The sequence below is a fragment of the Neomoorella sulfitireducens genome, assembly GCF_024733845.1.
Taxonomy (GTDB): Bacteria; Bacillota; DSM-521; order Neomoorellales; family Neomoorellaceae; genus Neomoorella; species Neomoorella sulfitireducens.
Window position 1 is genome coordinate 33,750 of the sequence record NZ_JANRHG010000002.1, and the last position, 25,151, is coordinate 58,900.

Consider the following 25,151-nt stretch of genomic DNA (forward strand, 5'->3'; position numbering starts at 1 on the left):
TTATTGTCCCTTACTACGGCGGAACAGCAAACGCAACGGAGTGCCCTCAAAGCCGAAGGCCTGGCGGAGCTGGTTTTCCAGGTAACGCTGGTAGGAGAAATGGATATCTTCCGGACGGTTACAGAAAAAGATGAAGGTTGGCGGTTTAACCCGGACCTGGGTGGCATAGAATATTTTAACCCCTTGCCCTTTTACTGCCGGCGGTGGCGTGAGCATAATTGCTTCCTGTACTACGGAATTTAGTGTGCTCGTAGCAACGCGATGGCTGGCTTCTGCTCCTACGGCGTCAATGGCAGGTAAAATCTTGGCGACCCGCTGTCCTGTCAGGGCTGAAACAAAGAGAATAGGCGCATAGGACATAAAACTTAACTCTTCCCGGATCCTTTCCTCATAGCGAGTTATTGTTTTATCGTCCTTGGGTACCAGGTCCCACTTGTTTACTATTATTATAGAAGCTTTACCCTGTTCATGGCCATAGCCGGCTATTTTTTTATCTTGTTCGGTAACGCCTTCAGTGCCGTCCAGGACAACCAGGACTACATCTGCTCGATCTACAGCCTTCAGGGCCCGTAAAACACTGTAATGTTCTGTAGGGTTGGCAATACGGCTTTTGCGGCGCATGCCGGCTGTATCAATAAGGATGTACTCCTTTTCACCCCGGCGAAAATATGTATCTATGGCATCCCGGGTAGTCCCCGGCAGGTCGCTGACGATAACACGTTCTTCTCCCAGCAGACGGTTGACAATAGATGACTTGCCCACATTGGGTCGCCCCACCACGGCTACTTTTAAGGCCGGCCCGTCCTCTTCTGCGGCAGTTTCCGGCAAGAGATCAACGATCCTGTCCAGGAGATCGCCTATATTTAAACCATGAATAGCAGAAACAGGTAAAGGTTCCCCCAGGCCCAGGCGGTAAAATTCGTGGATCATGGTAGGGTCCCTGAAGTCTTCGACCTTGTTGGTCACTAAAATTACCGGCCGCCCGGAACGGCGTAATAACTCTGCCACCTCTTCATCGTCCGCGGTTAAACCGCTCCTGGCATCGACGACAAAAAGGATAACATCGGCTTCTTCCAGGGCTATTTCGGCCTGACGCCTTACCTGAACTACCAGAGGATCGTCTGTTCTGGCGGCAATACCGCCCGTATCGACCAGGGTAAACTGGCGGCCCCGCCAGTCGGCATCGCGATACAGGCGATCACGGGTAACGCCCGGGGTGTCTTCAACGATGGCCACCCGGGTGCCGGTAATGCGATTGAAAAGGGTTGATTTGCCGACATTGGGCCGCCCGACAATGGCTACTACCGGTTTGGGCAAAAAGAATTCCTCCACTACTAAAATAAATCATCTATACTGGTTTTAATATACGGTCGAGGTATTACTGAACAACCGTGCGGCCGTAGCATCCCGCTATCAATCCTTTCCCAGTAGCCGGAACTACTTCTACGACTACTCCCAGTTCAGCAGCAATGATTTCCGGCGTCATATCATCAAGGAAAACCGGCGTGTCCTTTTTTAACATTACGTCGGGGATGAGAATAACTCCTTCTTTTTCCCGGGCCCAGGAGGCAGCCTCTTTTAACCCCTGAAGAAGGTCTCGCCCGGTTAGGAGGCCGGCCACCGTCACCTGGGGACCAAAAAAATGATTGTTTACCGGAACCACCATGGCTTCCAGGCTGCTGGCCTTTGCCGTCGCCTCCTGGATAAGCCCTGCCAGGACTGGTGCCGCCAGGGTGCCGGTGGCTATTATCACGCGGCGAGGCTGGATTTCTGGTTGTTTGAGTTTGGCCAGGGTAGCTTTGAATTCATCCAGGAAAAGGCGTGTTAGCCCCACGCCATTTTCCGTCTGGGGAAAGTCGTCATAGAAAGAAGCTGGAGGTAAGGGAAGATTGGCCAGTAAATAAAATTCATCGGCACCGTAAACAAAGCCGCACCCAAAACGGCGGCGAAAACCTGCCTGCCAGGCGGCAATCTGGCTTATTATTCCAGCGGCCTCCTCCGGCTTTACCCTCCTTAAAGGGTACAAATGCTCCCTCCGGGAGGTTAGGCCTACAGGTACTACGGCAATGGACTGTACTGCGGGAAAAAGTCCACTCAGGTCCTTTACCGTCCGTTCTAACTCCGGGCCGTCATTAAGCCCCGGGCAGAGGACAACCTGGGTATGCATCTGGATGCCGGCTGCGGCCAGTTTCGTCAAATGCGCCATTATCTCCCCGCCCCTGGGATTGCCTAACATCTTGCTTCTTAATTGCGGGTTGGTGGTATGGACGGAAATATAGAGGGGGCTGAGATGCCAGCGCAAGATATATTCCCAGTCTCTGGGCCTTAAGTTGGTCAGGGTAATAAAATTGCCGTGGAGAAAAGAATAACGGTAGTCGTCATCTTTGATATAAAGACCGGGTCTCAAACCCCGGGGCATCTGGTCGACAAAGCAAAAAAGGCATTTATTACCGCAACGGCGCAAGCCATCAAAGGTTGAAGCGCCAAATTCCAGTCCCAGATCTTCGTCGTAATCCTTTTCAATTTCCAGTAGCCATCGCTCGCTGCCCGCTTTTTCAATCTCAACCTCCAGGTTTTCACCGGCACAAAGGTAACGGTAAACAATCAGGTCGGGCACCCGTTCCCCGTTTATGGCCACCAACTTATCACCAGGGTTTATGCCCAGTGCTGCGGCTATACTGTCCGGCCGGACTGCTGTTATTACTACCCCTTCTTCAGGCAAAAGAATGTCATCTCCTGACCATCCCTTATCCAAGGCTGCTACAACGCCCTGGATTTCGCCTTAATTATCCAATATTTTACCCCGGCCGTCAAGTTTTTACTTGAAGCCCTTAATTTATGTTTAAAGCTGGTTCCGGCGGCAGTATTTAACTTCGTTAAGTTCCTGCCTGCAGGCCTCCTTGACAAGGTCAACAAGGACGTTATAGTCTCGTCCCAGGCTCCCCTGTAACAGCAGGCGCCCTAGCCATGCCAGGAAGGGATAACGCCGGCAAAAAGCGCCGGCCCGCCATAAAAAGGAAACCCGCCGGGAGACGTCTAACCAGAGTACCTCACGCTGTTCCCGTCCTAAGGCTGTTAGAAAAGTCTTTACAGAGAGCAGGGCAGCCTCGCCGTCATGCCCGACAGCGGCGGTATACACAGCATGGCCTGCAAGTGTATGGCCTATATAACGCATGCCGCCTTTTCCCTCAGGGCAGTCAAAATGAGGCAATTTTTTTAATTCATCCCATGCCGGTAGCTGGCTTGGATTCAAAAAGCCAGCATGGAGGGCAGCGGCTATGACCGCCGCATGGGTGCCGCTAAAACAAGCATAAATGATTATCACAATGGCTAACCTTTCCGGGTAAATTTATCTTCATCCTGCTGTCGTCCCGGCTAAGGTACGCGCCGGCTTCCACAGATGTTTATTCTGTTCTACAAGCTTTACCAGACCGGGAAAGGCGCGCCTGGTACCCAGCACAACTACAGGCCGGCCAAGGAAGGTCAGGCCTATACGGCGCGAGGTAAAACCCCCGATCCGCATGAGAAGATTTACCAGGGGAGAGGTATCAATAAGTAAAATTTCCTGCCCCTTTATTCCCAGTATAGCTGCCAGATCATAGAGCAATGCTTCAAACCGGCTGCCCAGGTTCTTTTTTCCCGCGGCATAAATCTTATTACCATACTCATCGATGCCAATAAATTTTAGTTCTCCCTCTTCGCCCCGGCTGCGACCATCAAAATACGGCAGGGCCAGGAGTTCCGCTGCCGTAGGTAATCTGTTCCGGGGTAATAACCCCAGGTGGATGGCCGCAGCCGTAATTGAAGAATGGGAACCGCCAAAACAATGATATACAACAACCATTTTAATCCTTTTGCCAGTCAGCCCTTTCCTCGTTAGGTAAAGATTCTGGGGCTGTTTTCCTGTCATACCTCACCTTTTTTTTAAAGCTGCCAGCTTCCCGCTCCTTTAATCCGGGCAGCAGGGGCCTTTTTGCCCGTCTCCATCCCAGTAAATTAACCCATTCGATAGAAGTCACCTGCTTCAACCTGGACACCGCTTTTTCCCAGCTACCTGTGGAAATAATGAGGAAAGCGCCGCCGCCGAGGACGACGGCCAGGATAACAAATAAAACACCTTTCCAGTCAGCAGTCGTGCTGGTAGTTCGACTGGCTGCCGGCTGGGCAGCCACGCCCAGGACGGGGGGAACAATATCGGCAAAAAGGGTTACTCCCCCTTCGGCTTCCGCCAGGGTATTGGTATGGGTACCGACTTCCAGGAGCATAGCCCGTGGCGAAAGGTCCTGGTTATAGCTACCGGCGCCGATAAAAATCCCCCTGATCAAGCCGGGGTATCTGGTGTCGGCAGCTGCCTTGAGCCTTTTGGCAAAATCCAGGTTAGCACTCATGTTTTGATTCTCCCTGCCGACGACCAGACGAATCATTGTGACATTCTGACCGTTGATTGTGCGGCGGTAAAAAGTGGGATCGGGCACGCCATCACGGTGCAGGTCGAAGATAGCTGCTGCCCCTTTTTGCAGCAATCCCGTAGCCGTACGGCGCGAGCGCCGGTAAGCCGCATCATCATGGGGAGCATGGGAGGTCTGATCAACGATTACCGTCAAGCCCATGCTGCGCAAGCGATTGGCAAAGGACGTACCTACTTGCAGAATTCCCCCACTCCCAGGTATACTCTCTGTACCTTGAGTTGGTACGTAGGATTCGTCGTCATGGGAATGGTAAACACCTATTACCTGGCTGCCCCTGGCCTGGACAGGGGCGGTGGCATCGGGAGACAGGGTGCTTTTATCTAGAGAAAGCTGTTCTATCCCTATTTCCCGGCAGATAGCCCGGTTCCCTTCAATGCGAATTACTTTATAACGATGGTTGTCAGCGGCAATAAACTCATCATTGAGGTAAACACGGCGGGACATCATATCCAAGATCCGCCCTTGTTCATCCACTAAAATGGAATATTCTCCTTCGGTATGGGCCTGGCTCGCCAACAGGTTTTTCAGGTTGAAAACCGTAGTTGTAGCTTCCCTATAGCTTTCATGAAGAGCTAGGATAGTTACCAGGGCCAGGGCGGTAAAAACGGTGAGTATGCCAAGCCAGAATCTACGAGGTCTCTTTGCTTTTTTCACCTTGATCACCACCATTATCCTTTTTATTATCAGGTAAAGGCTTCAGTGGAGCACCCCGCAGCCCTGCCAGCAGGGAACGGGGCCGCTTTGAAACCTCCGGCCCGCCCTGGATTCTTTCGCGTGCTTCACCTATCAATTCAGCCAGAAGCACGGCTATTACAGCCGCCATAAAGGTAACGTCGATTATACCGGCCCCGCCAAAGGCTACCGTACCCCTTAAACCCGTCCTTAGATAGTAGATAAGGTCGATGCCATCCAGCAATAACACTCCCAGGATGGCGCCGACAAAGGCTGCCCGGCGGGAACGGCCTACAAGATAGGCTACCAGGCCGGCGATGAGGGGATAATAGTATATGGGATCTAAAAGGCTCAGCCCGTAAACATTCCAGGCTTCCCGGCCCCTGGTTAAAATGTTGATGCCCGAAAGTACGCCGGCAGTAATTACTGCCCCCAGCATAGCCCGCCCTACTTCACGTCCGGTCCCGGCCCGGTAAAGGACATAAACGGCCAGGCCCAGGGGTATTAAACCCCCACCAACATTAACCGAAGTAACTACACGGCCGCTGGTGATCGGGATGTTGATAAAGCTGCCGAAAATCATGGCAACAATCAGGGCCAGGGCAGCACGGTCACTTAAATACAGGCGGTCCAGGACCCTGTGGGCCAGGCCAAAATAGACCAGGACAAAGATAATAACTAACATTAAAACACCGGCAGTATATCCCGTCATAGTTAACCACCTTCCAGGGTTAGATTTCCCCGTCAGGAAAGAAATATACCGGTACCGCAGTGGAAGGGGCAAAATAGGCCTTCAGGCAAATATATCCGGCAATAGCCCTGCATGAATAAAAAAACACCAAACCCAAAATAATGGGTCTGGTGGGTGGCAACAGTCTTATCAGACCTGTCTTAAAGGCCGTTGCTGGATACCTTCCAGCCAGGCTTTTGTCTTACCTGTAATAACTACTCGCCTGGTGGCCAGTTCTGCCGGTGTAGAGCATCCTGTTAATAGACAGATGCGTTTTAAATCTTCCTGCCAGTCGAAGATTTCCTGCACCAGGGCATCTTCTCCCCGTTCCAGAAGAATCTTTAAAAAATGGCCGGCCGCACCAACAATTTTCGCCCCCAGGGCCAGGGCCCGGGCGGCATCCAGGACACTCCGGATACCACCGGTGGCCACAATCTCTACCGGCAGGCTCAGTTCTTTTATTTCGAGGATGCTTACGGCAGTAGGTAAACCCCAGTAGGCCAGGGAAGCAACCTGCCTGTCCCGGCGTTTATTTTCAATAGCGGCAAAATCTGTCCCGCCGCGACCGCCGACATCAAAAATACGAACACCACAGTTATATAACTGTAAAGCTGCTTCCCGGGACAGGCCAAAACCTACTTCTTTGGCAATAACCGGTACATCCAGGATGTTTACCATATCCTTTATATTTTCCAGCCATCCCCGGAAGGAACGGTCGCCCTCAGGCATAACTAGTTCCTGGGCGGCGTTTAGATGAACCTGTAAGCCATCGGCGGCAATCATGGCAACCGCTTCCCGGGCATCTTCCGGTGAATTACCGGCTCCCACATTGGCCAGGAGTAGACCTTCAGGATTTTCTCTGCGCGTAATGGTAAAACTTTCCATCCAGGCTTTATTTTCTATGGCCCCCCTCTGGGAACCTACGGCCATGGCGATGCCCGTCCTCCTGGCCACCCTGGCCAGGGCGGCATTAATTTCTATTGTTTCCGGAGGGCCACCGGTAAGGGCGTTTATAATAAAAGGGGCGGCCAGGGTTTTCCCCAGCCACCGGCAGCTAAGATCAATGTCTTGCCAATCTAGTTCTGGCAGGGCCTGGTGGATTAAATGGACATCCTCCAGGCCGTTGGTGCCGTTGCCTTCTAGCTGGAAGAAACGCAGGTGCTCCAGCTTGCGCCGGCCTCTTCCCGCTATAATTTCAGGCATTTCTTTACGCCTCGCGTTTTCATTTTGCCTCTTCAAAAAGCTCCCCGAATAAATCCCCCAGTTTTACACCGCTTTCTTCCTGGTTTTCCTGGTTTCTTTCTGCTTGTTTGGGCTGCTTTTTGGCTTTGTCTTTTAAGGCCTGGCGAAGACTCAGGCTCATACGCTGGGCTTCCTGGTCTACCCCCAGTACTTTAACCTGGATAATATCCCCTACATTAACGACATCCTCGGGTTTTTCTACATGCCTGTCGGCCAGCTGGGAGATATGCACCAGTCCTTCTATACCCGGTTCGACTTCTACAAAAGCGCCAAAGGGAGCCAGGCGCAGGACTTTACCTTCTACTATTGATCCTACAGGATAACGGCTGGCGGCTGTATCCCAGGGATTGGGCAGGAGTTGTTTACGTCCCAGGGAAACTTTCCCCTCTTCCCGGTCGATACCCAGGATTTTGACTTCGATTTCCTGCCCTTCATGCAGGGCATCACGGGGATGTTCTACCCTACCCCAGGATATCTCGGAAACGTGGAGTAGACCATCGACGCCACCCAGATCAACAAAAGCACCAAAGTTAGTCAATCTCCGGACGATACCTTTCCGGATCTGGCCCTCCACCAGGCTTTCCCATGTAGCCTGGCGTTGCTTTTCATACTCTTCTTCCAGGATGGCCTTCTGGGAAAGAACAACCTTATTCTTACTGCGATCAAGCTCAATGACCCGCAAGCGTAAAGTCTTTCCTAAATAGGCATTTAAGTCTTCGACGTAACCCCTTTCAATGAGGGAAGCGGGTACGAAACCCCTTACCCCTACATCGACTAAAAGGCCGCCTTTAACTACTTCAATGACTTCACCCTGGATTTCGGCACCGCTGGCCAGGTGTTCTTCAAGTTTCTCCCAGGCAACCCGGCGGTCGGCACGGCGCTTAGATAAAACCGGATGCCCTTCCTCATCTTCAGGCCTTAAAACCATTACGTTAATGGTATCACCTACGGCTACTACTTCCCGGGGATCGCTAATATTGAGGTGGGTAAGTTCATTTAAAGGAATAACCCCTTCACATTTTCCACCCACATCCACCAGGACCTCGTTATCATTAACCTGGACTACAGTACCAGTGACAATGCTACCCCGGCGTAGTTCAGGCATTTTAGTTTCCATTTGCTGCATTTCATTTTTCTGTTCTTCCTGCTGTTCGCCAGCAGGGGCAGGTTCTACAGCCTCCGGTTCTATGGGGTAGTCGACATCCCCTGCTGTTTCCACGGTGTCCTCTGCCCTCGCCGTTATGGGGCTGTTTTCCGGGGTCACTTCCACTTCGTTATTCTCCCCGGCCGGCGCCAAGTCATCTCCTCCCGCTGGAACTGCCGGCTCCTTTTCACCCTCGGAAACCATCATTTTTTCCTCTTCTGCCAGCATTGCTACTACCTCCTCAATAATCCACGCTGGGGTCGAAGCGCCACCTGTTACCCCGACCCTCCGGGCATTAATAAACCACTGGTAACACAATTCCCCAGCCTCTTCTACATGGTAGGTCGGCGTCCCCGTAGCCCGGCAGAGTTCGGCCAGGTGTCGGGTGTTGGCGCTCTCTTTACCGCCGATTACCAGCATGACGTCTACCTGGCGCGCAAGGTTAACTGCTGCTTCCTGGCGCCGGCGGGTAGCATGGCAAATGGTATTGTGTACTACCAGAGTGTCCGTGTTAAGACGCAATACAGCCGCAACTTGCTCCAACCTCTCCTCCGGCTGTGTGGTCTGGGCTATAACTGCCCGCCGGGGGTGAAAGGGCAGATGGGCTGCTGCTTCTTTATCGGGAACTACTACTGCCCCTGGACCGGCCCACCCGAGCAACCCTTTTACCTCGGGATGTGCAGGATCACCTACAATTACAACCTGGTAACCCTCACCGGCCATTTTTGCGGCCATGCTCTGGGCCCGTGCTACGTAGGGGCAGGTAGCGTCTATAACCTCCAGCCCTTTTTCCCTGGCAACCGCTAATAGATCCGGCGTCACGCCATGGGAACGGATCAATACCCTTCCGCAATCGACATTATCCAGTGCTTCTACAGGTTGAACGCCTTCCCTGGCAAGTTGTTCCACTACCTGCCTGTTGTGGATTAGTGCCCCAAGGGAAGCGATGGGTTTGGGAGCCTCCCTGGCCAGTTTTACGGCCCGCGTGACGCCAAAACAAAAGCCTGCATATTCAGCAACGATCACTTCCACCAAAATTCTTCTCCTAATTCAAGGCTAGAATTTAGTTTGCTGATTCCAGCCGAACATTATTTACATTTCGCGAAAAAGAAGCAAATTCCTGCCTGTCATTAAAAAAAGCTGGTTTCTAAGCCAGCATTTCGGCTACTGCCCTGTAAACGGCTGCCGTCAGGCTTTCAACCTGCTGGGGTGTGCTGGGACCGCTAATATCAATCTTTAAAGGCCGTCCGATAATCACTTTAACCTTTTCTCCAGAAAATATTTTATTGGTATTTTTAATAGCCATTGGCAGCAACGGTGCACCGGTTTTCAAGGACAGGAGGGCGGCGCCATGCTGAAAAGGAAGTAGCTGGCCGTCCTTACTGCGGGTACCTTCAGGAAACATTCCCAGGACCTGGCCGTTGCGGAGGATTTCCAGTGCCGCTTTTAAAGCTGCCCGGTCGGAACGCCCCCGCCGTATAGGGAAGGCGTAGAGCCCTTTAATAATCCAGTTGACTATGGGAATATGAAAAAGCTCTTCTTTCGCCATAAACCGTACTGTCCTGGGGGCAACGACGCCGACAACCACCGGGTCCATCAGGGAGATATGGTTGGCTACAACAATAACCGGTCCTTCCAGGGGAAAATTCTCCCGTCCCCTGACTTCCCAGCGGCAGACAAAGCGCAAAAAAAGATAACAGATGAATTTAGCGAACAGGTAAAACACTGGTAGACTCCCCTCACTCCTCGGCTTTGCCCGGGCCGCTTTACCACTCAGCACAACCCTTTACCTCAAACAGCTTGATTGTAAAGGGTCCTTTGTCCTGGCTTTGATTAGTTCCACTAATTTAGAAACTACTTCATCAACTCCCATATTGGTCGTATCGATGATTTCAGCATCAGGTGCCGGTTGCAAGGGGTCTACTTCCCGCTGGCTATCCCGGGCATCGCGCCGGCGGATTTCTTCCTTAATGGTTTCCAGGTCAACTTCCCGCCCGGAAACTATGAGTTCCTGGTAACGCCGCCGCGCCCTCTCTTCCAGGGAAGCCGTCAGGAAAAACTTGTAAGGAGCTTCCGGCAGGACATTGGTGCCGATATCGCGGCCGTCCATGACCACACGGTTGGAAGCGGCCATTTGCCGTTGTAGCTCTACCAGCCGCCGCCGCACCCCTGGTATCCGGGCGACAATCGAAACATGATTGGAAACCTTTTCCTGCCGGATGGCCGCAGTAACATCAACGCCGTCGCAGTAGACCTTTATTGTACCTCCTGCTGTGTTTTCCAGCTTGATAGTAGTTACAACGGCCAGGGATACCAGCTTTTCTTCATCAGATAAATCTATTCCCAGCTGCAGGGCCTTCCAGGTCAGGGCCCGGTACATGGCCCCGGTGTCGATGTATAGATAACCCAGTTTTTGCGCCAGGAGCCTGGCTACTGTGCTTTTACCGGCCCCGGCCGGGCCGTCGATGGCTACGTTACCGTGCAATTTATTCCTCACTCTTCTTCCCTGACTTCTACCCCCAGCCGGGCCAGGTCGGCGGCAAAATGGGGGTAAGAAATGGCCATACATTCAGCGCCCTTGATTACCGTTGGCCCTTCGGCCACCAGGGCGGCTACTGCCAGGGCCATTCCCAGGCGGTGATCGCCGTGACTGTCCACCACTGTTCCCTGGAGGCGGCCCCCTTTAACCCCTTTAATCAGGAAACCATCGGGCCGTGCCTGGATATTGGCGCCCATCCTGTCCAGCTCGCGGGCCACCATAGTGATGCGGTCGCTCTCCTTCACCCTCAGTTCGGCTGCGTCGCGGATTACCGTTTCCCCTTCGCCCAGGGCGGCCGCCACTGCCAGGACTGGTATTTCATCAATGAGGCGGGGAATGAGTTCGCCGCCCATCTCCACACCCCGGAGGCTGCTGGAGGTTGCCTGGATATCACCGGCCAGCTCGCCGCCGCTCTCGCCCCGGGGCATTACCGATATTTGCGCCCCCATGGACAGCAGTACATCCAGGATGCCGGTGCGGGTGGGGTTTAAATTTACATTTTCCAGGGTGATACTGGCCCGGGGATGGATACACCCGGCTACCAGGAAAAAAGCCGCTGCTGAAATATCCCCTGGAACGCTGATGGTTAATGGCTGCAGGGGCCTCTGGCCTGCGATCCTGACAGCCAGCCCTTCGACCTTGATAGCAGCCCCGGCTGCTTTGAGCAGGCGCTCACTGTGATCCCGTGAGCGGCAGGGTTCAATAATAACCGTCTCCCCGGGGGCAAAAAGGCCGGCCAGGAGCAGGGCCGATTTTACCTGGGCACTGGCCACCGGCAGGGTATAGGTAAGGGGTTGCAGGTTACCACCCTGGATACTTAAGGGGGCCAGTTCCCCGCCCTGGCGTCCCCAGATCCTGGCCCCCATGGCCGCAAGGGGCCGGGTCACCCGGCCCATGGGCCGGCGGCGCAGGGAGGCGTCGCCAGTCATCACGCTATAAAAGGGCTGCCCGGCCAGCACCCCCAGGAGGAGGCGCATGGTGGTACCCGAATTGCCGGCATCGAGGATCGCTTCCGGCTCTTTCAAGGAACCCATCCCTTCACCGCGGACAACTACCTGGCCTTCGTGGGGGCCATCGATATCTACTCCCAGGGCCCTGAGACATCTTAAAGTGCTGAGGCAGTCGGCTCCCTCCAGGAAACCCTCGATGACCGTTGTCCCTTCGGCGAGAGCCCCGATGATGGCCGCCCGGTGGGAAATGGATTTATCCCCCGGAGGTCTTAAAGTTCCCGCCAGGGATGGCGGCGGCTTGATAATAAGCTGCATTCTTTTCCTCCTGATTCCCCTTCCAAACTACCAGGAATATCTACCGGTGTCAAGCCGTTTTACAACATCCGGGCATTAATCCCTTTGCTTTGTAATATTTCCAGGGCTTTTGAGGCAGCGGCGGCTGTGGTAAAGCCCAGGCGGATGCTGCCTCCTTCCCCCTCCCGCACCCGGAGGATTTCGATGTCAATAATATTAATACCGGCATTGCCCAGGACCGAAGCCATACCGCCAATAACCCCCGGCTGGTCGGGGACGGTCACCACCAGTTCATGGAGGGCGGGCAGCAGGCCTTTTTGCCGCACCGGCACCTGGGCCCTTAAAGAGCGGGCCTGTTGTAATGCAGCCTCCAGGTCCTCGCCATCACCCCGGGCAATCATCCCCTCCAGGGCTTCCACCTGGCGGCGCCAGCATTTTAACAAAGTAAGAATAGCCTGGCGGTTGTGGAGAAAAATATCCCGCCACATGACCGGGTCCCCCGCAGCGATGCGGGTTGTATCCCGGAAACCCCCGGCAGCCAGCATCAGGGCCAGGGGATGCTCCCGGGAAAGAATGCCAGCAGTTTGCATCAGGCTGACGGCTAAGAGATGGGGTAAATGGCTGATCCCGGCCACCACCAGGTCGTGCTCCTCCGGATCTAGAGTCATAACCCTTGAGCCCATCACCTGGAACAACTCTTCCAGGCGTTTCAAGGCCCCAGCATCGGTGGCCGGGGTCGGCGTTAATACATAGACGGCATTTTCCAGGAGATAGCGGTCGGCGGCCTTGATGCCGGCCCGCTCGGATCCGGCCATGGGATGGCCGCCGACATAAAAGGCCCGGGGCTGGAAAATACTTTCCAGTTCCCGGACAACGGCTCCTTTGACGCTGCCGGTGTCGGTAACAATGGTCCCAGGCGCCAGGGCCGGGGCGATGGCCCCGGCCACCTGGCTTAAGGTCCCTACCGGTACGGCCAGAATTACTACCTCAGCCCCAGCGACGGCTTCCTCCGGGCAGGTAGCCTGGTGGTTGATGGCACCAAGTTGCATGGCCGCCTGGATGGCCTCAACCTCGCGGTCATAGCCCGCCACTTCCCGGGCCAGGCCTCCCTGCAGCAGGGCCAGGCCCAGGGAACCCCCCATGAGGCCCAGGCCGATGATGGCCACTCTTTCAACCAGAGGACCGGCTCGTTTGTTACTATTTATTTCCTTTACTGGCGGTGGAGCAACCGGAACCGGACCCGGAACTAGCTGCAACTGGTTTCCCCCCTGTCCTGGGAGTAAGATCCCAGGATTTTTAATAAACCCGTCCTGGATTTCAGGCCTGCCAGCACTTCTTTTAATGGTGGTGCCGTGGCTTTGCCCTCGCAATCAATAAAGAAAAGGTATTCCCCCAGTTCCTTTTTGGTCGGACGGGATTCAATACGGGTCAAATTAATGCCGGCTTCAGCAAAATCCTTTAAAATGGCATAAAGACTTCCCGGGCGGTTGGCCAGGGCAGCCACCACCAGGGAGGTCTTGTAAGGACCGGGGAGGGACGGTGCCTCCCGCCCCAGGACCCAGAAGCGCGTTTTATTTTCCTGGTAATCCTGGATGCCGGTTGCCAGTACCGGTAGCTGGTAAAGCCTGGCGGCAAAGGCCGAAGCGATGGCCGCCAGTTCTGGCCTCTGGCGGGCCTCCCTGGCAGCCTCAGCCGTACTGGTAACCGCCTTAAGTTTTGCTCCAGGGAGGTTAGTGGCCAGGTAATGGCGGCACTGGGCCAGGGCCTGGGGGTGGGACCAGACTTCCCGGATTGCTTTCATATCCTCTGCCTGGCCCATAAGGCAGTGGCAGACCGGCAATACTACTTCGCCGATTACCTGCAGCCCTTCTTCCTCCAGGACCAGGTCCAGGGTGAGGTTCACCGCTCCTTCGATGGAGTTTTCCACCGGTAAAATCCCTGCTCCTGCCTGGTGGTTTTGGATTGCGGCCAGGACTTCCGGGAGGCTCAGGCAGGCCAGGAAAGTATCCGCCCCTGCCTGCCAGTTGAAACCTGCCCGCCGTGCCCAGGCAACTGCCGCCTCATGGGAAAAAGTCCCGGGGGGCCCCAGGTAAGCTATTGCCTTCATGATACCAGATGCCCCAGTTCCCGGCTATTGGCAGCGATAATGGGCCGGATTTCCTGTACCAGGCGGGCAAATTGCTCCGGTGTCAGGGACTGGGGGCCATCGGAGAGGGCTTCCTGGGGGTTGGGGTGAACCTCGATCATTAAGCCGTCAGCACCAGCAGCCAGGGCGGCCCTGGCCATGGGAGCGACCATAAACTTGCGCCCGGTCCCGTGGCTGGGATCGACAATGACCGGCAGGTGGGATAAATGCTTTACTGCTGGTACGGCGCTCAGGTCCAGGGTATTACGGGTGTACGTCTCAAAAGTACGGATGCCCCGTTCGCATAAGATAACCTGGCTATTACCTTCAGTTAGGATGTATTCGGCGGCCAGGAGCCATTCCTCAATGGTCGCCGACAGGCCGCGCTTCAAAAGCACCGGCTTTTGGGTGCGGCCCACGGCCTGGAGCAGGGCAAAGTTTTGCATGTTCCGGGAACCTATTTGCAGTACATCGGCAACCTGCGCGACTTCGGTGACCAGGGCCGGGTCCATGATTTCCGTCACAACAGGCAAACCAGTGACTTCCCGGGCTTCGGCCAGGAATTCCAGGCCTTTGGCGGCCAGGCCCTGGAAGGAGTAAGGTGAGCTGCGGGGTTTATAGGCTCCTCCCCGCAGCATGGTCGCCCCGGCCTCGCGTACGGCCATGGCGGTTTCCAGGAGCTGCTCCCGGCTCTCCACCGCGCAGGGCCCGGCGATTATCTGCACCTGGCGGCCGCCGACGGTCAAATCCCCTACAGGTACCACGGTGTCCTCGGGGTGAAAGTCCCGGCCGGCCAGTTTGTAGGGATGTAAAATGGGCACCACCTTTTCCACCCCGGGCAAGGCGGCCAGGGTTTCAGCCCTTAAACGTGTTTTATCGCCAATGGCACCAATTATTGTCCGTTCTATTCCCCGGGACAGGTGCACCTTGAAACCCTCCCGTTCCAGGCGCGCTATCACCGCCTGCTGTTCCTCAGAAGTTGCTCCGGGTTCCATGACAATGATCATTTGTAACCCCCCTGCAAAAGCAAAACGTCACCCACGCCAGGAGTGACGTTTTTTCAAGTGCCATCTCTCCTGCCGTACTGCCATCCTGCCATTTTAAGTAACCCTGCAGTGTTACCCTACCATACTACAATTTAGACTATAGCACAGTGCCCCCCTCCTGGCAAGGGGCCTTTTTATCATTTTTATATAGCCTGGCGTAAGCTTTGGACAACTTCCACGGCTGCCGGCAGGCCTCCTTCATGGAGGGCCCGCACGACGGCGCTGCCGACGATTATGCCGTCGCAGAGGGGAGCCAGGAGCCTGGCTTGCTCAGGATGGCTGATGCCGAATCCTACCCCCAGGGGGAGGTCCGTTGCCTCCCGCACCCTGGCGAGATACGCCGCAATCCCGGGGGGCAGGCTTTCCCTGGCCCCGGTTACCCCGGTCAGGGAAACGCAGTAGATAAAGCCCTGCGCTGCCGCGGCAATTTGCTGCAGGCGTTCTGCCGGCGTCGTCGGCGCCACCAGGGGAATGGCAGCTAGTTTTACCGCTTCTAATTTTTCCCGTAAAGGGGCGCTTTCTTCCAGGGGCAGGTCGGGAACGATCAGGCCGTCTACCCCGGCGGCGGCCAGGTCGGCAGCCAGCCCTGCCAGGCCGTACTGGAGGAGGGGGTTGTAGTAGCTCATGAGGACCAGGGGTAGGCTCACCCGGGAGCGCAAATTCTTTACCAGGTCCAGGATCTTCCTTAAATTCGTCCCCCTGGCCAGGGCGCGGGTGCTGGCGGCCTGGATGACCGGGCCATCGGCCACAGGATCGGAGAAGGGTACCCCCAGCTCAATGATATCAACCCCGGCTGCCGCCAGTTCCTGCACGGCTGCGGCCGTCACCTCCAGGGAAGGATCCCCGGCACAGAGGTAGACGATTAAAGCTTTACGCCCTTCCTTTTCCCGGGCGGCAAAGGCGGCGCTGATCCTTTCAACACCCATGGTTTTCTCCTCCCTCCTGGAGCACAGCCTCCACTTGCTGGACATCCTTATCGCCGCGGCCGGAGAGATTAACAATGATAATTTCTTCCTGTGATAACCCGGGGGCCATTTTCATGGCCAGGGCTACGGCATGGGCGCTTTCCAGGGCCGGGATAATGCCTTCGGTACGGCTCAACAGTTGAAAAGCCTCCAGGGCCTCGGCGTCAGTAATAGCCATATAGGTGGCCCGCCCGCTGTCTTTAAGGTAGCTATGCTCCGGTCCTACACCGGGATAATCGAGGCCGGCTGATAGCGAGTATACCGGCTTGATCTGGCCGTTTTCGTCCTGGACGATATAACTGTAAGATCCCTGGAAGACGCCGGGCCGGCCGGCAGTTAACGAGGCTGCATGCCGGCCGGTTTTTAACCCTCGCCCGGCCGCTTCAGCGCCCCACATCTTGACCCCGGCATCCTGGATAAAGGGATAAAAGAGGCCCATAGCGTTGCTGCCCCCCCCAACACAGGCAATGAGGTGGTCTGGCAGGCGGCCTGAAGCCTCCAGGACCTGTTGCCGCGTTTCTTCACCGATGACGGCCTGGAAGTCCCGGACCATCATGGGGTAAGGGTGGGGACCAACAACTGAACCGATTAGATAATAGGTGGTCCGGACGTTGGTAACCCAGTCCCGCAGGGCTTCATTAACGGCATCCTTTAAAGTGCAGCTGCCGGCCGCCACGGGAATTACCCTGGCCCCCAGGAGTTCCATGCGGAAGACATTCAGGGCCTGGCGGCGGGTATCTTCTTCCCCCATGTAAATTTCGCATTCCATTCCCAGGAGGGCGGCAACGGTGGCTGTGGCCACCCCGTGCTGGCCAGCACCGGTTTCGGCAATAAGGCGTTTTTTGCCCATGCGCCGGGCGAGTAAAGCCTGGCCCAGGGCGTTATTCAGCTTGTGGGAACCGGTATGGTTAAGATCCTCGCGTTTCAGGTAAACCCGGGCCCCGCCCAGGTGCCTGGTGAGATTGGCTGCGAAATATAGAGGTGTCGGCCGGCCGGCGTACTGCTCAAGGTAATATTTTAATTCCCTTTGAAAGGTGGGATCCTCCCTGGCCTCCCGGTATGCCTTTTCGATTTCCTTAAGGGCCGGCATGAGGGTTTCGGGTACGAAGCGCCCGCCGTAGGGACCAAAATGCCCCCGGCTGTCTGGTAATACCATATTGCGTTTACCTCCGTATCAGTATTTTCACCTCTTCGCTAGGGGTGATGCAGTGGTGGACGGCTGACCTGCTCTTCAGCTTCCCTCACAGCCTGTAGAAATGAAACTATTTTGGCCGGATCCTTGCGGCCGTTTGTTTCCACGCCACTGGCGACATCGACAGCATAGGGCCGCACGGTACGGATGGCGGTGCCAACATTCTCGGGTGTCAGGCCCCCGGCCAGGATGATAGGCCGGCCCCGGGCCACGGCATCTTTGGCCAGATCCCAGTTAAAGGTCCGGCCACTGCCGCCGGCAACCCCCGGGACGTAAGCATCCAGGAGGAAGCCCTGTACCTCCGGGTAAGAGTCTATGGCCTGGATAAAGCTGGCATCCCGTACCCGGAAGGCTTTAATAACCCGTTGGGAAAGGCCGTGGCAGTATTCTGGCGGCTCATCGCCATGGAGCTGGAGGACATCCAGGCGGCAGAAGGTGGCTATTTCCATGAGGCTGTAGCGAGGCTCATTCACGAAAACGCCTACCGTCGTGGTAAAGGGCGGCAGCTTCATTATTATCTCCCGGGCGGTTTCCGGGTTTACTTGCCGGGGACTCCTGGCAAAGACAAAACCCAGAGTATCGACGCCGGCGTCCAGGACCAGCCGGGCTTCTTCATAGCTCCGGATGCCGCAAATTTTTACCCTGATCATCACGCCACTCCTGTTATGATTTAGGATAGACTCAACTCGGCAACTTTTAACTTTACATCCCCCGCCGTCATCAGTGCTTCCCCCACCAGGATGGCATCAACGCCGGCCCCGGCAACCAGGGCCGCATCGGCCCGGCTCATGATTCCGCTTTCACTGACCACTACGGGCCCCGGGGGGATCAAGGGCCGCAAAGCAAGGGTGGTATGCAAGTCAACTTTAAAGGTCCGTAAATCCCGGTTATTGATGCCGATAATCCCGGCGCCGGCCTGGAGGGCTACTTCAACTTCTGCCTCTGTATGGACTTCTACCAGGGCTCCCAGCTTAAGCCTATCCGCCAGGGCCAGGTATTCCTGCAGTTCTGCCGGCTCCAGGGCAGCAACAATTAGCAGCACAGCATCAGCCCCTAAAGCCCGGGCTTCATAAATCTGGTAGGGGTCAACAATAAAATCCTTGCGGAGTAGAGGCAGGGAGGTTACCTGCCGCACCCGGGACAGGTACTCCGGCTTACCCTTAAAGAAACGCCAATCTGTTAATACGGAAATGGCTGCCGCCCCGGCAGCTGTATAAAGGCGGGCCTGTTCCTCCAGGTCAAAGGCGGCCCGGATCAGGCCCCGGGAAGGCGAAGCCTGCTTTAATTCGGCAATGAGGTTCAGGCCGGCCCCCTGGCGCCGCAGGGCGGCGCTAAAATCCACGGTCAAGGGTAAATTTTTTACCTCCCTTTCCAAGCGGGCCAGGGGCCTTTGCTCCCTGGTAACCGCCACTTCCCGGCGTTTATTGGCCAAAATCTCCGCAAGCATCAGGCAGCCCAGCTTTCTATCCAGGCCGTCATATCTTGTAGTTTGGCCATGGCGGCGCCGGAATCGATACTCGTTGCAGCTGTAGCCAGGGCTGCCGGGAGGGAATTTTCTACACCCGCGGCTAGGAGGCCAAAGGCGGCATTGAGGAGAACTACGTCCCGGGCCGGGCCCTTTTCGCCCTTCAGTACGGAGCGGGTAATGGCAGCATTATCGGCTGCCGTCCCCCCGGCCAGGTCTTCTAAACCAGCCCGGGGCAGGCCGGCATCTTCAGGATAAAAGTTATAAGTGCTGAGGCTACCGTGATCCAGGCAGGTTATTTTCGTAGGTCCGGTGGTGGTGACTTCATCCAGGCCGTCGCTGCCGTGGACCACGTAAGCCCGGCGGCTCCCCAGCCGCCCCAGGACGGCGGCTACTGTTTCCGTTAAAGAAGGATCATAGACGCCTACCAGCTGGCAGGGGGCACCGGCCGGGTTGGTCAGGGGACCAAGGAGGTTAAAGACGGTGCGGATGCCGATTTCCCGGCGCGGGCCGGCGGCATACTTCATGGCACCGTGGAATACCGGGGCAAAAAGGAAGGCCATGCCCACCTCATCCAGGCAGCGGGCCACGGCTGCCGGCGGCAGGTCAACCTTGATTCCCAGGGCTTCCAGCACATCGGCGCTGCCGCAGCGGCTGGATACGGAACGATTGCCGTGTTTGGCTACGGCCACCCCGGCGCCGGCAATAACGAAGGCAGCCGTGGTGGAAATGTTAAAAGTATGGCGACCGTCACCGCCGGTCCCGCAGGTGTCAATAAAAACCTGGTGGCGGGTGGTCAGGGTGGCTGCCCGGCGGCGCATGCTCCGGGCAAAGCCAGTGATTTCTTCTACCGTTTCACCCTTCAAGCGCAGGGCAGTAAGAAAGGCAGCTATCTGGGCCGGGGTGGCCTCGCCGGTCATGATGATATCCATTGCTTGCTCAGCTTCGGTCTCACTTAAATCCTGACCAGTTACAACCTGGCCAATTAGGGACTTTAACACTCTACTCATCTCCCCTCGCAAAGGATAGTTTAGCTGGCTTTGTATTCTTCTAAAAAATTTTTCAGCAATTCCTTGCCCACCGTCGTCAGGATGGATTCCGGGTGGAACTGGACCCCTTCCACCGCCAGGTGGCGGTGGCGCAAGCCCATTAATTCACCGGTTTCGCTGCGGGCTGTGACTTCCAGGCAGTCCGGCAGGGTCTCTTCTTCAACTATCAGGGAATGATAACGGGTGGCAGTGAAGGGATTGGGGAGGTTACGATAAATAGTTTTACCGTTGTGGGTAATAGTTGAGGTCTTGCCGTGCATCAGCCTCGCGGCCCGCACTACCCGGCCGCCAAAGGCCTGGGCTATACTCTGGTGTCCCAGGCAAACCCCCAGGATGGGAATTTTCCCGGCAAAGGCGGTTATAGCCTCCAGGGAGATACCCGCTTCATTAGGCGTGCAGGGACCGGGAGAAAGGACCAGGTAATCAGGCTGCAGGGCAGCAATTTCTTCCAGGGTAATGGCGTCATTACGCCGCACCACCACCTCCTGTCCCAGTTCCAGGAAATACTGGACCAGGTTATAGGTAAAGGAGTCGTAGTTATCGATCATTAGCAGCATAATTCTCTTCCTCCCTGGTATTCAGAACCTGGAGCAAAGCCCGGGCTTTATTCAAGGTTTCTTCATATTCACCCGCCGGGTCGGAATCGGCAACTATACCGGCACCGGCCTGGACAAAGGCCTGCCCCCGGGTAAAAGTAATGGTCCGGATGGCAATACAGGTATCAAGGTTGCCGTGGAGGCCGAGATACCCCACGGCACCGGCATAAGGTCCCCGCGCCGTTGGCTCCAGTTCGGCAATGATCTCCATGGCCCGCACCTTCGGGGCCCCGGTTACTGTACCCGCCGGGAAACAGGCCAGCAGGGCGTCCAGGGCGTCCTTGCCCGGCGCCAGGCGGGCAGTAATACTGGAAACCAGGTGCATGACGTGGGAATAATATTCAACTACCATTTGCCGGGGTATCTGGAGACTTCCAGGAGCTGCCACCCGGCCGATGTCATTGCGACCCAGGTCCAGGAGCATTAGATGTTCGGCCCGCTCCTTTTCACTGGCCAGGAGTTCCCGGGTTAACTCCTGGTCCTCCCGGGGAGTCCGGCCCCGGGGCCGGGTACCGGCAATGGGACTGTAGTCAATCTTCCCACCTTCTACCCTGACCAGCATTTCCGGGGAGGCCCCCACCAGTTTTACTTCCGGTAAGTTCAGGTAAAACATATAGGGAGAAGGATTAAGGGTGCGCAGCCGCCGGTAAACAGCCAGGGTATCGCCGGCAAAGGGCAGGCTCAAGCGCTGGGAGAGGACCACCTGGAAGATATCCCCCGCAGCTATGTATTCCTTGGCCTTTTCTACCTTCCGGATGAAATCTTGCCTGGTTATATTAGCCTGCCAAGACCCGTTGGCATTGACCCGGTTGCCGTCCTGCCGCCCTGTCCCGGCGGGACGCTGCAATTCTCCAACGAGGGACTTGACGACAGCTACGGCCTCTTCATAAGCGGTTGCCGCATCTTTACCGCCCCGGCCCAGGCAGGCCACCCGGACCGTCCGCAGGACGTGGTCATAGATGAGGAACACCCGGTGAAGGGTTAGATAGGTACAGGGCAGTTGCAGGTCATCCACGGCATGGCCGGGCAAGTTCTCTATTTCCCGGACCAGATCGTAACCCAGGAAACCTACCAATCCACCCATAAAACGGGGTCCGGTACCAAACGGAAGGGTAAGGCGCGCCAGTAAACGGCGTAAAGCCGCCAGGGGTTTTTCCGGGAGGACGTAGGTTTCTCCCCGGGCGGTTAAATAGGCTTTCCCGGATCGGATCATAAAGGCCAGCAGTGGATCAAAGCCCATTATAGAATAACGTCCCAGCCTCTCCCCGCCCTCGACGCTTTCCAGCAGAAAGCTGGGGGTTTTATTGGCCAATCTCAGGTACAGGGAAATTGGGGTTTCAGTATCGGCCAGGACCTCGGCCCACACGGGAATATATGGAACCTTTGCGGCCAGGTCCAGAAAGGTTTGCCGGTCAGGCCGGATCACCGTGCCCCCCTCCTTTTTAGGCAAAATAAAAACCAGCGCTCAAGCGAGCCCTGGTCTGGTATACTTTCCTTCCCTCTCCTCCAGGCTCAACTCCAACTCCACTCGGCTCAACTCGGCTATATATTCCATTATTGCTAACAGCATAGCATGGAAAGTAAATACCTGTCAATAGTTTTCTTTGCGCTAACCCAAATCAGGGCGTAATTGCACCGCCCGGCCCAGGTAAACGTGGACCGGTTCCCGGTCGCTATAGGCGTGGATTAAAACCCTGACCACCCCCGGCAGGCTCCCCGGTACCGGTATTTCGGTAGCGCACAACAAGGCTGCTTCCTGCCAGCCCAGGCGCCGGGCCGCCTCAGCGGGAAAGGCCGCGTTGAGGTCCGGCGTCACCGTAAAAAAGGCGCTGATAATATCTTTTACGACCAGCCTGTTCCGGGTTTGTATTTCGCGGAGCAAACCCTCTGTAGCTGCAAGAATGGCCGTTGCCGTATTCACCGGCACATCAACTGCCCCGCGTATACCCCATACTCTTATACCCTTTGATTCCCGTTTACCTCCGGTCGGTAAGACGTGGCAATTTTCTTCCATAGTTTCCCCTACCATCCTGCAATTTTTTACTTGGAACGCCTGCCATCCGCTCCCTCATACAGCCCTGTGCCCCAAACCGATACCAACTTCGTCCAGGTGCAACAGGCCAATACCGAAGAAAATGGCCACACTCAGGTGGTCATGCCAGCGGGCGATACCAATTTTGCCGCCAACATTCAAACCCAGGGCTTTTGGCATAATCTGGGAAAGGGCTTCCCTGGTTGCCCCGGCAACGGCCCCTTCTTCGGGATGGGTTTCTTTAATAACTCCTTCCCTCTTAGCGGCTACTACTGCTCTTTCAACGATTTTTTGCACGGAATTAATAAATTCACCGCCGTAATCAACGGCTGCAGTATAAATACCAGCGGCTGCATACTCCTTTTTCAAACGCGCCTCTTCTTCCCGTGTCTCCGAAAGTGCCATCTTAATAGCCACTGCCGCAACCTTTTTACTACCATAATCCATTTTTCATCACCCGTCTTTTCTTTGAGCCGATTATATTACATTGCAACGGGCCCTGCAAGCAGTTGATGGCAGGAAAAGCCCTCTATCCTTTAAATAAGGATAAAAGGGCTTAATTGTAAATAAAAAGAAATAAATATTGTATTGTTAAAGGGGAACTCCTATAGCTGCATAAACAAAGGAGCAAATACCAGGGCCACAATGGTCATAAGCTTAATTAGAATGTTCATGGCAGGACCCGAAGTATCTTTAAAGGGGTCACCGACGGTATCACCATTGACAGCCGCTGCATGGGCCGGTGAGCCTTTACCGCCATAATTCCCGCTTTCAATATATTTTTTGGCGTTATCCCAGGCACCGCCGGCATTTGCCATCATTACAGCCAGTAAAAAGCCCGTAACCAAAGCCCCGGCAAGCAGCCCCCCCAGGGCTTCTTTACCCAGGCCGGGGATTAGCCCCACCGCCAGGGGAACCGCTACTGCCAGGAGGCCCGGAACGATCATTTCTTTCAAGGCCGCTCCCGTGCTGATGGCTACGCAGCGAGCATAGTCCGGCCGCGCTTTGCCTTCCATTAAGCCCGGGATAGTCTTGAACTGCCGGCGCACTTCTTCAATCATGTGGAAGGCAGCCCGCCCCACCGCTTTCATGGTCAAAGCCGCAAAAAGGAATGGCAGCATACCGCCGATAAAGAGGCCGCTAACTACTTTCGGGTCAGTTAGATTAATGGCAGTAATCCTGGCAGTAGAAGTATAGGCGGAAAACAGGGCCAGGGCCGTCAAAGCTGCCGAGCCAATAGCAAAACCTTTACCAATGGCAGCAGTTGTATTACCTACAGAATCCAGGGCATCGGTAATCTTGCGCACTTTGGGATCCAGCTCTGCCATTTCGGCAATGCCGCCGGCATTATCGGCAATTGGTCCATAGGCGTCTACGGCCACTGTAGTTCCGGTCGTTGACAGCATCCCGACTGCCGCCAGGGCAATACCGTAAAGGCCGGCAAAATGATAGGCAGCAAGGATAGCAATGATAATTACCAGGATGGGTAATACAGTACTCAACATGCCGGTACTAAAGCCCTCGATAATGTTGGTGGCGGTACCTGTCTGGGAAGCTTTGGCAATTTCTCTGACCGGCTCGTAATCGCCGGAAGTATAATATTCGGTAAAACGTCCAATAAGAACCCCGGCAATAAGGCCGGCTATGCTGGCTATAAATACCCCAAGGGATGTATAGGTGGTAGAACCGACAACAAATTGAGAGGGTAACATGCGGGTGGCCAGGAATATCCCGATAATTGCCAGGATACTTGCTACCATGGTACCGGTATTCAAAGCCTTCTGGGCATTAGCCCCCTCGCCGGTCCGGACAAAGAAAGCGCCGATAATGGAGGATACAATACCGGTAGCGGCAATCAACAGGGGTACAAAGGTGCCATTAGGGATATTCAAAGCTGCCGCCAGGGCAATACCGGAAATAATGGAACCAACGTATGATTCGAAAAGATCGGCCCCCATTCCCGCGACATCGCCGACGTTATCGCCGACGTTATCGGCAATCACTGCGGGATTGCGTGGGTCATCTTCTGGTATACCTGCTTCTACTTTACCCACCAGGTCGGCGCCCACATCGGCCGCCTTGGTATAAATACCACCGCCCACCCGGGCAAAAAGGGCAATGGAACTGGCCCCCAGGGCGAAACCATTGACGATGCTGGGATTTTTGAAGATAAGATTAACAATACCAAGGCCTAAAAGGCCGAGGCCTACTACCGCCATACCCATAACCGAGCCGCCGGAAAAGGCTATCTCCAGGGCGGCATTAGAACTGTGACGGGCGGCGTTAGCCGTCCGGACGTTGGCCTTCGTCGCAACCTGCATGCCAATATAGCCGGCCCCGATAGAACAGAGAGTTCCAGCCACATAGGCAACGGCCGTTACCGGCTGCATGCTTTCAGCACCCTTGGTAAAAAGGCCGGTAATTACGATTAAAGCCACCATGCCCAGGACAAAAAAGATGAGGGTGCGGTATTCCCGCATTAAAAATGCCATGGCCCCTTCGTGAATGGCACCGGCTATCTCCTGCATACGCGCATTTCCCGGATCGGCCCTGTTAATCTTGTTGGTGAGGTATAAGGCAAAAACAAGCGCCAGTATACCTGCTACAGGTGCTACGAGTTCCACATATCTTCCTCCCCTTT

Annotated in this window: 24 protein-coding genes; all 24 read right to left on the reverse strand. The window is 55.4% G+C overall.

Annotated features, from left to right (window positions below):
• The 24 genes from der to NWF31_RS03105 all read right to left on the reverse strand — a co-directional run bounded on the left by der (position 1) and on the right by NWF31_RS03105 (position 25,134).
• Positions 1–1,317, reverse strand: a complete 1,317-nt coding sequence (gene der, locus NWF31_RS02990; protein WP_258359025.1) for a ribosome biogenesis GTPase Der — start codon at positions 1,315–1,317, stop codon at positions 1–3.
• A 61-nt stretch (positions 1,318–1,378) separates the two neighbouring features.
• Positions 1,379–2,722 carry a DUF512 domain-containing protein gene (locus NWF31_RS02995; RefSeq protein ID WP_258359026.1) on the reverse strand — a complete coding sequence of 448 codons (1,344 nt, stop codon included), beginning with the start codon at positions 2,720–2,722 and terminating at the stop codon, positions 1,379–1,381.
• Positions 2,723–2,842: 120 nt separating this feature from the next.
• A complete protein-coding gene (locus tag NWF31_RS03000) occupies positions 2,843–3,325 on the reverse strand; it encodes a DUF3189 family protein (RefSeq protein WP_258359027.1) in 483 nt (160 codons plus the stop codon).
• A 30-nt stretch (positions 3,326–3,355) separates the two neighbouring features.
• The gene (locus NWF31_RS03005; protein ID WP_258359028.1) at positions 3,356–3,844 is read right to left on the reverse strand and encodes a DUF3189 family protein; all 489 of its coding nucleotides are present in this window, start codon (positions 3,842–3,844) and stop codon (positions 3,356–3,358) included.
• A 1-nt stretch (position 3,845) separates the two neighbouring features.
• On the reverse strand, positions 3,846–5,123 hold the full coding sequence (gene spoIIP, locus NWF31_RS03010) for a stage II sporulation protein P (RefSeq protein ID WP_258359029.1): 1,278 nt from the start codon (positions 5,121–5,123) through the stop codon (positions 3,846–3,848).
• On the reverse strand, positions 5,098–5,853 hold the full coding sequence (locus tag NWF31_RS03015) for a DUF1614 domain-containing protein (protein WP_258359030.1): 756 nt from the start codon (positions 5,851–5,853) through the stop codon (positions 5,098–5,100). The genes spoIIP and NWF31_RS03015 overlap by 26 nt, the downstream gene beginning before the upstream one ends.
• Before the next feature lie 168 nt (positions 5,854–6,021).
• Positions 6,022–7,074, reverse strand: coding sequence for a type 2 isopentenyl-diphosphate Delta-isomerase (gene fni / locus NWF31_RS03020; RefSeq protein ID WP_258359031.1), 1,053 nt, complete (start codon positions 7,072–7,074; stop codon positions 6,022–6,024).
• Positions 7,075–7,093: 19 nt separating this feature from the next.
• The gene (locus tag NWF31_RS03025; protein ID WP_258359294.1) at positions 7,094–9,289 is read right to left on the reverse strand and encodes a bifunctional 4-hydroxy-3-methylbut-2-enyl diphosphate reductase/30S ribosomal protein S1; all 2,196 of its coding nucleotides are present in this window, start codon (positions 9,287–9,289) and stop codon (positions 7,094–7,096) included.
• Between the two features lie 115 nt (positions 9,290–9,404).
• Positions 9,405–9,983 carry a lysophospholipid acyltransferase family protein gene (locus tag NWF31_RS03030; RefSeq protein ID WP_258359032.1) on the reverse strand — a complete coding sequence of 193 codons (579 nt, stop codon included), beginning with the start codon at positions 9,981–9,983 and terminating at the stop codon, positions 9,405–9,407.
• Positions 9,984–10,043: 60 nt separating this feature from the next.
• On the reverse strand, positions 10,044–10,742 hold the full coding sequence (cmk, locus tag NWF31_RS03035) for a (d)CMP kinase (protein ID WP_258359033.1): 699 nt from the start codon (positions 10,740–10,742) through the stop codon (positions 10,044–10,046).
• Between the two features lie 8 nt (positions 10,743–10,750).
• Positions 10,751–12,061 (reverse strand): 3-phosphoshikimate 1-carboxyvinyltransferase, encoded by a 1,311-nt coding sequence (aroA, locus tag NWF31_RS03040; protein WP_258359034.1) that lies wholly within the window; start codon positions 12,059–12,061, stop codon positions 10,751–10,753.
• A 59-nt stretch (positions 12,062–12,120) separates the two neighbouring features.
• Complete coding sequence (locus NWF31_RS03045) at positions 12,121–13,296, reverse strand: prephenate dehydrogenase (RefSeq protein WP_258359035.1); 1,176 nt, start codon at positions 13,294–13,296, stop codon at positions 12,121–12,123.
• Complete coding sequence (pheA, locus tag NWF31_RS03050) at positions 13,287–14,147, reverse strand: prephenate dehydratase (RefSeq protein ID WP_258359036.1); 861 nt, start codon at positions 14,145–14,147, stop codon at positions 13,287–13,289. Before pheA ends, NWF31_RS03045 begins: the two co-directional genes overlap by 10 nt.
• Entirely contained in the window at positions 14,144–15,172 is a 1,029-nt protein-coding gene (gene aroF / locus NWF31_RS03055; RefSeq protein WP_258359037.1) for a 3-deoxy-7-phosphoheptulonate synthase, read from the reverse strand. The genes pheA and aroF overlap by 4 nt, the downstream gene beginning before the upstream one ends.
• 182 nt (positions 15,173–15,354) lie before the next feature.
• On the reverse strand, positions 15,355–16,137 hold the full coding sequence (gene trpA / locus NWF31_RS03060; protein ID WP_258359038.1) for a tryptophan synthase subunit alpha: 783 nt from the start codon (positions 16,135–16,137) through the stop codon (positions 15,355–15,357).
• A complete protein-coding gene (trpB, locus tag NWF31_RS03065; RefSeq protein ID WP_258359039.1) occupies positions 16,127–17,332 on the reverse strand; it encodes a tryptophan synthase subunit beta in 1,206 nt (401 codons plus the stop codon). The genes trpA and trpB overlap by 11 nt, the downstream gene beginning before the upstream one ends.
• Positions 17,333–17,370: 38 nt before the next feature.
• The gene (locus NWF31_RS03070) at positions 17,371–18,018 is read right to left on the reverse strand and encodes a phosphoribosylanthranilate isomerase (RefSeq protein WP_258359040.1); all 648 of its coding nucleotides are present in this window, start codon (positions 18,016–18,018) and stop codon (positions 17,371–17,373) included.
• Between the two features lie 20 nt (positions 18,019–18,038).
• Entirely contained in the window at positions 18,039–18,815 is a 777-nt protein-coding gene (gene trpC / locus NWF31_RS03075; protein WP_258359041.1) for an indole-3-glycerol phosphate synthase TrpC, read from the reverse strand.
• A complete protein-coding gene (gene trpD, locus NWF31_RS03080; protein WP_258359042.1) occupies positions 18,815–19,834 on the reverse strand; it encodes an anthranilate phosphoribosyltransferase in 1,020 nt (339 codons plus the stop codon). The genes trpC and trpD overlap by 1 nt, the downstream gene beginning before the upstream one ends.
• Positions 19,835–19,863: 29 nt before the next feature.
• Positions 19,864–20,439 carry an aminodeoxychorismate/anthranilate synthase component II gene (gene pabA / locus NWF31_RS03085; RefSeq protein ID WP_258359043.1) on the reverse strand — a complete coding sequence of 192 codons (576 nt, stop codon included), beginning with the start codon at positions 20,437–20,439 and terminating at the stop codon, positions 19,864–19,866.
• Positions 20,420–21,904, reverse strand: a complete 1,485-nt coding sequence (gene trpE / locus NWF31_RS03090; protein WP_258359044.1) for an anthranilate synthase component I — start codon at positions 21,902–21,904, stop codon at positions 20,420–20,422. Before trpE ends, pabA begins: the two co-directional genes overlap by 20 nt.
• A gap of 183 nt (positions 21,905–22,087) precedes the next feature.
• Positions 22,088–22,492, reverse strand: a complete 405-nt coding sequence (gene aroH / locus NWF31_RS03095; RefSeq protein ID WP_258359045.1) for a chorismate mutase — start codon at positions 22,490–22,492, stop codon at positions 22,088–22,090.
• 54 nt (positions 22,493–22,546) lie between these two features.
• Positions 22,547–22,957 (reverse strand): HutP family protein, encoded by a 411-nt coding sequence (locus NWF31_RS03100; protein WP_258359046.1) that lies wholly within the window; start codon positions 22,955–22,957, stop codon positions 22,547–22,549.
• A gap of 158 nt (positions 22,958–23,115) precedes the next feature.
• Positions 23,116–25,134 (reverse strand): sodium-translocating pyrophosphatase, encoded by a 2,019-nt coding sequence (locus NWF31_RS03105; RefSeq protein WP_258359047.1) that lies wholly within the window; start codon positions 25,132–25,134, stop codon positions 23,116–23,118.
• Positions 25,135–25,151: the final 17 nt, after the last annotated feature.

What these genes read in the sequence shown, in the direction of transcription:
- NWF31_RS03005 (WP_258359028.1), bottom strand. Translation starts at nt 3,844, where the DNA reads ATGGTTGTTGTATATCATTGTTTTGGCGGTTCCCATTCTTCAATTACG.
- NWF31_RS03015 (WP_258359030.1), bottom strand. Translation starts at nt 5,853, where the DNA reads ATGACGGGATATACTGCCGGTGTTTTAATGTTAGTTATTATCTTTGTC.
- fni (WP_258359031.1), bottom strand. Translation starts at nt 7,074, where the DNA reads ATGCCTGAAATTATAGCGGGAAGAGGCCGGCGCAAGCTGGAGCACCTG.
- aroA (WP_258359034.1), bottom strand. Translation starts at nt 12,061, where the DNA reads ATGCAGCTTATTATCAAGCCGCCGCCATCCCTGGCGGGAACTTTAAGA.
- pheA (WP_258359036.1), bottom strand. Translation starts at nt 14,147, where the DNA reads ATGAAGGCAATAGCTTACCTGGGGCCCCCCGGGACTTTTTCCCATGAG.
- aroF (WP_258359037.1), bottom strand. Translation starts at nt 15,172, where the DNA reads ATGATCATTGTCATGGAACCCGGAGCAACTTCTGAGGAACAGCAGGCG.
- trpA (WP_258359038.1), bottom strand. Translation starts at nt 16,137, where the DNA reads ATGGGTGTTGAAAGGATCAGCGCCGCCTTTGCCGCCCGGGAAAAGGAA.
- trpB (WP_258359039.1), bottom strand. Translation starts at nt 17,332, where the DNA reads ATGGTATTACCAGACAGCCGGGGGCATTTTGGTCCCTACGGCGGGCGC.
- NWF31_RS03070 (WP_258359040.1), bottom strand. Translation starts at nt 18,018, where the DNA reads ATGATCAGGGTAAAAATTTGCGGCATCCGGAGCTATGAAGAAGCCCGG.
- trpC (WP_258359041.1), bottom strand. Translation starts at nt 18,815, where the DNA reads ATGCTTGCGGAGATTTTGGCCAATAAACGCCGGGAAGTGGCGGTTACC.
- pabA (WP_258359043.1), bottom strand. Translation starts at nt 20,439, where the DNA reads ATGCTGCTAATGATCGATAACTACGACTCCTTTACCTATAACCTGGTC.
- aroH (WP_258359045.1), bottom strand. Translation starts at nt 22,492, where the DNA reads ATGGAAGAAAATTGCCACGTCTTACCGACCGGAGGTAAACGGGAATCA.
- NWF31_RS03100 (WP_258359046.1), bottom strand. Translation starts at nt 22,957, where the DNA reads ATGGATTATGGTAGTAAAAAGGTTGCGGCAGTGGCTATTAAGATGGCA.